8 protein-coding genes are annotated in these 9,393 nt (G+C 67.9%); 6 read left to right on the forward strand and 2 right to left on the reverse strand.

Annotated elements, in window-relative coordinates; genetic code table 11:
* On the reverse strand, positions 1-2,172 hold a 2,172-nt coding region (locus FFS20_RS17100; protein ID WP_137826984.1), incomplete at its 3' end, for an FAD-binding and (Fe-S)-binding domain-containing protein.
* A 376-nt stretch (positions 2,173-2,548) separates the two neighbouring features.
* Here FFS20_RS17100 and FFS20_RS17105 point away from each other — a divergent pair.
* The 6 genes from FFS20_RS17105 to FFS20_RS17130 all read left to right on the forward strand — a co-directional run bounded on the left by FFS20_RS17105 (position 2,549) and on the right by FFS20_RS17130 (position 8,636).
* Positions 2,549-2,743: a hypothetical protein gene (locus FFS20_RS17105; RefSeq protein WP_137826991.1), complete on the forward strand. Its 195-nt coding sequence runs from the start codon at positions 2,549-2,551 to the stop codon at positions 2,741-2,743.
* Positions 2,744-3,111: 368 nt separating this feature from the next.
* On the forward strand, positions 3,112-4,221 hold the full coding sequence (locus FFS20_RS17110) for an inositol monophosphatase family protein (protein WP_137826985.1): 1,110 nt from the start codon (positions 3,112-3,114) through the stop codon (positions 4,219-4,221).
* 188 nt (positions 4,222-4,409) lie between these two features.
* Positions 4,410-5,402 carry an ABC transporter substrate-binding protein gene (locus FFS20_RS17115; protein ID WP_137826986.1) on the forward strand — a complete coding sequence of 331 codons (993 nt, stop codon included), beginning with the start codon at positions 4,410-4,412 and terminating at the stop codon, positions 5,400-5,402.
* 72 nt (positions 5,403-5,474) lie between these two features.
* Positions 5,475-6,548 (forward strand): iron chelate uptake ABC transporter family permease subunit, encoded by a 1,074-nt coding sequence (locus FFS20_RS17120; protein WP_137826987.1) that lies wholly within the window; start codon positions 5,475-5,477, stop codon positions 6,546-6,548.
* A 277-nt stretch (positions 6,549-6,825) separates the two neighbouring features.
* Positions 6,826-7,884, forward strand: coding sequence for an iron chelate uptake ABC transporter family permease subunit (locus tag FFS20_RS17125; protein ID WP_137826988.1), 1,059 nt, complete (start codon positions 6,826-6,828; stop codon positions 7,882-7,884).
* Entirely contained in the window at positions 7,881-8,636 is a 756-nt protein-coding gene (locus FFS20_RS17130; RefSeq protein ID WP_137826989.1) for an ATP-binding cassette domain-containing protein, read from the forward strand. Before FFS20_RS17125 ends, FFS20_RS17130 begins: the two co-directional genes overlap by 4 nt.
* 140 nt (positions 8,637-8,776) lie before the next feature.
* Here FFS20_RS17130 and FFS20_RS17135 read toward each other — a convergent pair whose 3' ends face one another.
* Positions 8,777-9,298, reverse strand: coding sequence for a hypothetical protein (locus tag FFS20_RS17135; RefSeq protein ID WP_137826990.1), 522 nt, complete (start codon positions 9,296-9,298; stop codon positions 8,777-8,779).
* Positions 9,299-9,393 lie beyond the last annotated feature (95 nt).

Here is a 9,393-nt window from a genome sequence, read left to right on the forward strand (position 1 = left end):
GGCCCCCACCTCGGCGTCCGGCCCTGACCCGGCCCCCACCTCGGCGATGAACGCGAAACCTGCCTCCGCCTCGGCGCGGTCATCCCACCAGCGACGGAACGTCGTCGTCGCGAACGTCGGAATCGACCGGCGCCCATCGATGCCCGCCAACCGCTTCCCCACGGCACCGACCCCGGGCAAGCGGGCGAGGCGGTTGACGGCACCCGCGACCGGAGTGAGCGCGGCGGCGAGCTGCGGAAGGAACCCGAGGGCGTAGTGGCTGGGCGGTCGCAGCCGCCCACGGTAGGTCTGGTGGAGGACCTCGGCCTTGTACGCGGCCATGTCCGTGCCCGTCGGGCATTCGCTCGCACACGCCTTGCAGGACAGGCAGAGGTCGAGCGCCTCGGCGACGGCGGGGGAGTCCCATCGGGTCTCGAGCAGATCGCCGGAGACCATCTCCTGGAGCACGCGCGCCCGCCCTCTCGTCGAATGCAGCTCATCCCTCGTGGCCTGGAACGATGGGCATATCACCCCGCCGGTCGCCGCGGAATCCGCCCGGCACTTGCCCACCCCCGTGCAGCGGTGGACCGCCGAGGCGAACCCCTCGGCCTCGCCCGCATACGCCATCGCCAGCGGCCCGGGCAGCGGTGTCCGGTGGGGCACCTCGGCGAGGCGGATCGCGGCATCGAGCGGATCGGGATCGACGATGACCCCGGGACCGAGCAGGTGACGCGGATCGAAGAGCTCTTTGACCGCCCGGAACAGGGCGATGATCTCCGGCGGGTAGAGCAGGGGGAGCAGCTCCGAGCGCGCCCGCCCGTCCCCGTGCTCACCCGAGACCGACCCGCCGTAGCCGGCGACGAGTTCGGTCGCGGCCACGAGGAAGCGCCGCAGCACAGCGCGCCCGTCCGGGGCCTCGAGCGGGAAGTCGACGCGCATGTGCACGCACCCGTCCCCGAAGTGCCCGTACGGGATCCCCCACAGCCCGTGCGCATCGAGCAGATCCATGAGATCACGCAGATAGCCGCCGAGGTGTTCGACCGGAACCGCGGAATCCTCCCACCCGGCGTGGGCGTCGCGGCCGTCGGGGGTTCGCGAGACGAGCCCGGCGCCATCGGCTCGGATCGCCCAGATCTCGGCTGCGGTCGCCGCGTCGACGACGGCGGCGTCGAGAGCTCGGGACTCATCGATGAGCCGCTGTCCCTGACCGGCGAGCATGTCCGCATCGTCCCCGGTGAGTTCGACGACGAGCCAGCCGGCACCCTGAGGCAGGGCGGGCACGGCGCCTGCCCCCTTGGCGGCGACGACCCGATCGAGCATGCGCTCATCGAGGCCTTCGCATGCGGCGACCGGGAAGTCGCGCAGCAGCGGGGCGTCACGGGCGGCGGCGACCATGTCCGGATAGCCGAGGACGACCGCCGAGGTGTGCGCGGGCTCGGCGACCAGCCGCATCTTCGCCGCCAGCACGAGGCCCCAGGTCCCCTCGGAACCGGCGAACGCCCGCCGGACATCGAAGCCGTTCTCCGGCAGCAGTGCGTCGAGACCGTACCCGGAGACCTGCCGGGAGAAGGTGCCCAGATGCGTGCGGATCACCCCGAGATGCTCGCCGATGAGGGCATGGAGGCGCGGGAAGAGCTCGCGCGGGTCCGTCTCGTCGAGCTCGACGATCGTGCCGTCGACGAGCATGACGCGCAGAGCGAGGATGTTCTCACCCGTGCGGCCGTAGCCCAGCGCCCACGGCCCGCACGCGTTGTTGCCGATCATCCCGCCGATCGTGCACCGCGTGTGGGTCGACGGGTCGGGTCCGAAGCGCAGACCGTGGGCACGGGCGCGCGCCTGCAGGCTCGCATGGACGCATCCGGCCTCGACCCACGCGCTCTGCTCGACGGGATCGAGGTCGAGCACGGCATTCATGTGCCGGGAGAAGTCGAGGACGATGCCCGTGCCGATCGCATTGCCCGCGATCGAGGTGCCGGCACCGCGGCTGACGACAGGGACGCCGAGGCGGCGGGCCACGCTCAGCGTGCGGGCGACGTCCTCCTCTCCGCGGGGGAGGACGACGGCCTGCGGGACGAGTCGGAACAGAGAGGCGTCGGAGGAGTATGCCGCACGGTCGGCGTCGTCGACGGTGACATCGCTGATCCCGGCGGCTCTGAGTTCGACGCCGAGAGCCTCGGCCGAAGCAGCGGTCATGGGTGCATTCTGCCACCGAATCTCATGTGACTGATCAAGTGTCCAAGGCGAGCGATGCCAGTGTCCGCCTGGGGACAATGGCGGATGGCCCGACAACCGGCATTGTCGCTGGCGAAAATTGCACCGGTTTGCGGTTTACTCACACTTCGCGCTCAGATTAGAACAGTTCCTTCCAGGATCCGGGAAAAATTGGCGCGACATCGCTGTCGTGGTATTTAATGGAAGTACATTTTCCTGTGGCGGTGGGCCACATGTGCAGGCAAGGAAAGAAACAATGTCACGTCGCGCTCGCGAATTAACAGTGGATCAGACAGCCCTGGTTGCGGCTGTGCGCAGAATTTCCCGGCAGCGAACCAAGATCAACACGAACTACGTCATGTCGATCCTCCGAGCACGCGAAGAGGGGGCGACCTTCGGTGCCATTGCCGAGGCCGCCGGAACTTCCTCGCAGGCAGTGCAGGAGATCGTGCGCAGGCACGGACGCGTCCAGCGTTCGGAGGGCTCGGGCGACGCCGCTCGTGCTCGGACCGAATCGGCCGGCACCGAAGTGCCGGCAGCCGCCGCCGAGTGACGCAGTCGGGAAGGGGAACGGCGGGTCGCCCCGCCGTCCGCCTTCGTGTGTGCGTATCGATGGGATGGGCGTAGTCCCGGCGGATCTCTGATTTTTATAGGGTAAGGCTATTTGTGCCTATTCTTCGTTTCCCGGCGATTCTTTTCTTGTTTACACGGTAAGTTGAAGAATCCTCCTAAAGGTATTTCCGCGCCCTTCGCCGAGGTGGTTGAAACTCCTTTCTCGCGGGTTCTCCGCCGATTCTCCGACCGTGTTCACGACGGTGTTCGCACTGGTGGTCACGTCGATGAGCATGCCCCGCGGCGGACCCGGATTCGGTCCTGGCGGACTGCGGCTCCGCGCTCGGGCGCGCACGTTAGAGTGACGGCATGAGCGCTTCGACATCCCTGCCCGCCGACCTCGTCGCCGACCCGATCGTCCGCATCGCCGCCGACCTCTCCGTCATCGCGTGGGAGCGGATGAGCGCCTGGCGCTCGTCCTTGGGGACGGATCTCGATGAGTCCGTCATCGACACGAAGACCTCGCCCAACGACCTCGTCACGCTCGCCGATGCGCAGATCGAATCCCTTGTGCGCGGGTACCTCGCGGCCGCCCGGCCCGGCGACCGGATGGTCGGGGAAGAGGGCGCCGAGGCGCTCGATCCCGTCGGGTTCTTCGACCGCGAGTTCCTCCTCCGCCTCCATTCGTTCGATCCCGTGACCGGTCGCCTCGCCGAGGTGACCGATACCGGACTCAATGGTGACGGTCCCAGCGGTGGCGCCCCCGGCAGAGCGAGCGAGTCATCCGGCGATGCGCCGACGGGGGCGGTCCGTCTCGAGTGGCACGTCGACCCGATCGACGGCACCGTGAACTTCGTGCGCGGCATCGAGCACTTCGCGTTCTCCGTCGGCGTCCTCCGCGCCCCCGCCGAGGCGGTCGACGCCGGCGCCGACAGCTCTGCTGACGTCCCGGCCGCAGGATCCTCGGGAGGTGATCCCGCCGGTGACTGGCTCGTCGGGCTCGTCGCCTCGCCCGGCCTCGGTGCGACCTTCGTGGCCGCGCGGGGTCGCGGTGCCTACCGCGTCGAGGGGCGCCTGTTCGATCGGATGCCCGAACCGCCCGGCACCGCGGACGCCGCACCGGCCCCCACCTCGGCGATACGACTCTCCGGTGCGCCTGCGGGACTGTCGGGTCGCCTGCTCGCCACCGGCTTCGCCTACAAGGGCGACAATCGAGCCCGGCAGCTGGCAAAGCTGCCGGCGCTCATGGACGGCTACGACGACATCCGCCGCTGCGGCTCGGCGGCGCTCGACCTCTGCATGGTCGCCGAGGGGAAGGTGACGTGCTACGCCGAACGCGGGCTGGGCATCTACGACTACGCGGGCGGCGCCCTCATCGCCGAGGAGGCGGGTGCCTTCGTCCATCGCGGGGGAGCGGGCGGTCCGACGGCGGCAGCCGATTCGGCCGAGGAACTCGCACGACTCGTCGAGACGATCTGAGCCCGGGGCTGCGCCTCGGCGACTCTGCCCCGGGCGCTCGGGCCGTGACCGACGCGGCACCGCCTCGACGGAAATGTGACGCGGTTAACGGCATACTCACATCCTCTATTTCCTGAAGCTTAGGCTAAGCTAAATCACAGATGACTTTCATCTGCATACGAACGATCGCCTCAAGGAAGTAGAACACGATGATCTCGACCCGACTCCGCCTCGGCGCCGCTCTCGGCGTCCTGGCCCTGGCCCTGTCCGGCTGCGGTGCCAGTGCCGAATCCAGCGAGCAGAACGCCGCCGGCGCCTCCGGCACCGTCACGGTCGAGGACAACAACGGCAAGCAGACCGTGAAGTCCCCGCCGACCTCGGTCGTCGCCACGGACAACCGCACCTTCGAGACCCTCGACTCCTGGGGCATCGAACTCAAGGCCGCCGCCCGCGGTCTCATGCCGGAGGGTCTGTCGTACACGAACAACGACAAGATCGCCGACCTCGGCAACCACCGCGAACCCGACCTCGAGAAGGTCGTCGCCGCGAAGCCTGACCTCATCGTCAACGGACAGCGCTTCGCGCAGTTCCACGACGACCTGCAGAAGCTCGCCCCCGAGGCGGTCGTCCTCGAGCTCGATCCGCGCGACGGCAAGCCCTTCGACGAGGAGCTGCGCCGCCAGACCACCACCCTCGGTGAGATCTTCGGCAAGCAGGACGAGGCGAAGAAGCTCGTCGATGACTTCGACGCGTCGATCGAGCGCGCGAAGTCGGCCTACAACGGCACCGACAAGGCGATGGGCGTCATCACCACCGCCGGTGACATCGGCTACTCCGCTCCCGGCGTCGGCCGCACCGTCGGACCGGTCTTCGACATCCTCGGCCTCAAGCCGGCCCTCGACGTGCCCGAAGGCAGCGACAGGGACAAGGGCGACGACGTCTCGGTCGAGGCCATCGCGCAGTCGAAGCCCGACCTCATGATCGTCATGGACCGTGACGCCTCCTTCGCTCCCGAAGAGCGTGAGAAGGGCTCGGCCCCGGCCGCCGAGGTGATCGAGAAGTCCGAGGCACTCAAGTCCGTGCCCGCGGTGCAGAACGACAAGATCGTCTACTTCCCCGAGGACACCTACCTCAACGAGGGCATCCAGACGTACACCGAGTTCTTCAACTCCTTCGCCGACAAGCTCGAAGCGCAGAAGTAACGCGGGACATCCCGTAGGGGAGACGCCGTGGCGGCGCGGATGCGCCGCCACGGCCCAACCGGGAACGACAGCATGACGAACTCAGAGATCACGGGCGGGCAGACCCGCGCGACCACCTCGGCGGGGGAGAACCCCGGCGGGGACGAATCCGTCTCACCGAGGCCCGGCGAAGCGGGCCGGTCGACGGCGAAGACCCGAGGACGGCTGCTGAGCTGGCAGCTGGGTGTCGCGACGCTTGCGGTGCTCGCCCTCCTCGCAGCCTCCCTGCTCACCGGGGTCTACGACATCTTCGGGGCCGCCGACGGTGCCGAGATGTTCCAGATCACCCGGATCCCGCGCACGGTCGCGCTCGTCCTCGCGGGTGCCGCGATGGCGATGTGCGGGCTCGTCATGCAGCTGCTCACACAGAACCGATTCGTCGAGCCGACGACGACGGGAACGACGGAGTGGGCGGGGCTCGGCCTCATGCTCACCGTCATCATCTACCCCGAGGCGACGATCCTCCAGCGCATGCTCGGCGCGATCCTCGCCGCGTTCATCGGCACCCTCATCTTCTTCCTCTTCCTCCGCCGCGTCTCGCTGAAGTCCTCGCTCATCGTCCCCATCGTCGGCATCATGCTCGGTGCCGTGGTCGGGGCGATCACGACGTTCATCGCCGTCTCGACGGACATGCTGCAGAACCTCAGCATCTGGTTCGCCGGCAGCTTCACCTCGATCCTGCGCGGACAGTACGAGGTCCTCTGGGTCGTCGCGATCGTCGTCGTCGCCGTGTTCATCACCGCCGACCGGTTCACGGTCGCGGGCCTGGGCAAGGAGATCTCGACGAGCGTGGGCCTGAAGTACAACCAGGTCATCCTCGTCGGCACGATCCTCGTGGCCATCGCCACCGGCGTCGTCACCGTCGTCGTCGGCTACCTGCCGTTCCTCGGGCTCATCGTGCCCAACATCGTCTCCATGGTCCGCGGCGACGATCTGCGCTCGAACCTGCCGTGGGTGTGCCTGCTCGGCATCGCGATCGTCACCGTCTGCGACCTCATCGGACGCCTCATCATCGCCCCGTTCGAGGTCCCGGTCTCGCTCATCCTCGGCATCGTCGGGGCCGCCGTCTTCATCGCCCTGATCCTGCGTCAGAGGAGGCGCGGCTGACATGACCGATACGAACATTCACGGCCCCGGGCCGATGACAGAATCCGCCGGCGTCCCGAAGGGCGGTGGCGTCCCTAAGGACGGTGGCGTTCCGAAGGACGGTGGCGTTCCGAAGGACGGGGCTGCCCCCAAGGGCGCGGCCGCCTCGGCGCAGGACCGGAGCACGGCCTCGGCGGAGGGCGGGAGCACCGCCCCAACGCAGCCCGGGAACCGACGGACGACTCCGGTGACAGCGGACCCCGCGGCCGCCTCGGCGGGCATAGCTGTGTCAGCGGGCATGGCAGTGTCAGCGGGACCGGGCGACGGCGGGACCGCCTCGGCGAAGGACGGATCCCCACGGCACTCCGGGCCGCTGACGACCCGTCGGGCACGCAAGCGGTACTGGACGATCATCGCGATCCTGTCCGTCGCCGCGGTCGGGATCGCGTTCGGCCTCCTGGCCTGGGACAACCCGCTGCCGATCACGGACGAGGGCTTCTGGCTCATCGCGGGACTGCGCGGGCGCAGCCTCGTCGTCCTCATCATCGTCGCCCTCTGCCAGGCATTCGCCACGGTCGCGTTCCAGACGGTGACGAACAACCGGATCATCACGCCCTCGATCATGGGCTTCGAATCGCTCTACGTCGCCGTCCAGACCTCGGCGATGTACTTCTTCGGGGTCACCGCGCTCGTCGAACTCCGCGGGATCCTGCCCTTCACCCTCCAACTCGTGGCCATGGTCGGGCTCTCGCTCGCCCTCTACGGCTGGCTGCTGTCGGGGAAGTACGCGAACGTCGAGGTCATGCTGCTCGTCGGCGTCGTCATCGGCGGGGGACTGGGGTCGGTGGCGACGTTCATGCAGCGCACCCTGACCCCGAGCGAATTCGACGTCCTCTCCGCGCGCCTCTTCGGGTCGATCGCGAACTCCGATGCGACGTACCTGCCGGTCGCGATCCCGCTGTGCCTCATCGCGTGCGCGGGGATCTACCTGTCCTCGCCGAGGCTCAACGTCCTCGCGCTGGGGAAGGGAGTGACCGGCAACCTCGGGCTCAACCACACGCGCGAGATGATCAAGATCCTCGTCTTCGTCTCGATCCTCATGGCGGTGTCGGTGTCGATGATCGGGCCGATGATCTTCTTGGGCTTCCTCGTCGCGATGCTCGCCTACCAGTTCTCCGACACCTACGACCACCGGTACGTGCTGCCGATGGCGGGCCTGCTCGGGTTCGTCGTGCTCGGCGGCGCGTACTTCGTGCTCAAGAACATCTTCTACGCCGAGGGCGTGGTCTCCATCATCATCGAAGTCATCGGCGGAGGCGTGTTCCTCTTCGTCATCATGCGGAAGGGTCGACTGTGATCACACTCGGCGAGGTTGCCAAGAACTACAGTGAGAAAGTGCAGATCGGCCCCGTCGACCTGCACATCCCGGCGGGCGGAGTGACCGCGCTGGTGGGACCCAACGGGGCGGGCAAGTCGACGCTGCTGACGATGATCGGGCGGCTCCTCGACATCGACGCCGGGGCGATCGAGATCGCCGGGTACGACGTGGCCTCGACGAAGTCGAAGGACCTCGCGAAGATCGTGTCGATCCTGCGCCAGGAGAACCACTTCATCACCCGGCTGACGATCCGGCAGCTCGTCGGCTTCGGCCGCTTCCCGTACTCGAAGGGGCGGCTGACGACGGCGGACGAGGAGATCATCTCCCGCGCGATCGACTTCCTCGAGCTCGGGGAGCTGGAGAACCGGTTCATCGACGAGCTCTCCGGCGGTCAGCGGCAGCGCGCATACGTGGCGATGGTGCTCGCGCAGGACACCGAATACGTCCTCCTCGACGAACCGCTGAACAACCTCGACATGAAGCACTCCGTGCAGATGATGCAGCACCTGCGCCGTGCCGCCAGCGAGATGGGCCGCACGATCGTCATCGTCATCCACGACATCAACTTCGCGGGGCACTACGCCGACCACATCTGCGCCGTGAAGGACGGGAAGGTCGCGGAGTTCGGCACCCCTGAGGAGATCATCACCGCCGAGGTGCTCACCCGCGTCTTCGACACACCCGTCGATGTCGTCGACGGCCCCCGCGGCCGGCTCGCTGTGTACTACTGAGCGGCGCGGGACGGGGCTGTTGGCTGGCGGGCCTGGTGCTTGGCTCTGCCCTCGATCGCAACCGCTCGGTTCGCATCCGCATGGTACGGATCGAACCATGCCATGCGGATGCGAACCGAGCGGTGGTCGGTCGCGACGGCTCAGGGTTCGCGCGAATCGTGGGTGGCGGCGCTGGGGACGCCACCGCGCTCGACGCCTGAGGGCACGGCCCACTTCCGAACGCCGATGACGATGAGGGCGATGAGCCCGATGATGAGCAGACCGTCGGCGGCGATGTAGAGCAGATGCATCATCGAGCCGCCGTCGTCGACACCAGCGAGGACCGCATCCGTGCGCTGGTTGAGCAGAGGCCTGACGAAGGCGACCTTGAGGATGAGGACGCCGATGACGCCGCTGGTCACCGCCCGGAACGGGGTGCCGACGCCGTCCTTGAGGATCGACCAGAGCAGGATGACGGCGATGACGATCTCCACCCAGTTCATCGCCGTGAAGACGAGCCGGCCGATGCCGAGTCCGAGCGGAATCGTGATTCCCGGCGCTTGGAACTTCAGCGGCGCCTCGATGAGGGAGATGCCGACGATGAGACCGAGCCACAGTGCCGGCAGCACGAGCCGAGCACCGGCGGCGAGCCGGGAGTCCTGAGAACCGAGAACATGGACCATACTCGAATTCTACTCCGCGTAGAAATCGCCCCCGGGCCCCACCCATGCCGCCGGCGACGACCTTCCCGAACCGCCCCGCCCGAGCCACCTCCGTT

The organism is Brevibacterium sp. 2SA (genome assembly GCF_005502845.1).
Classification (GTDB): Bacteria; Actinomycetota; Actinomycetes; order Actinomycetales; family Brevibacteriaceae; genus Brevibacterium.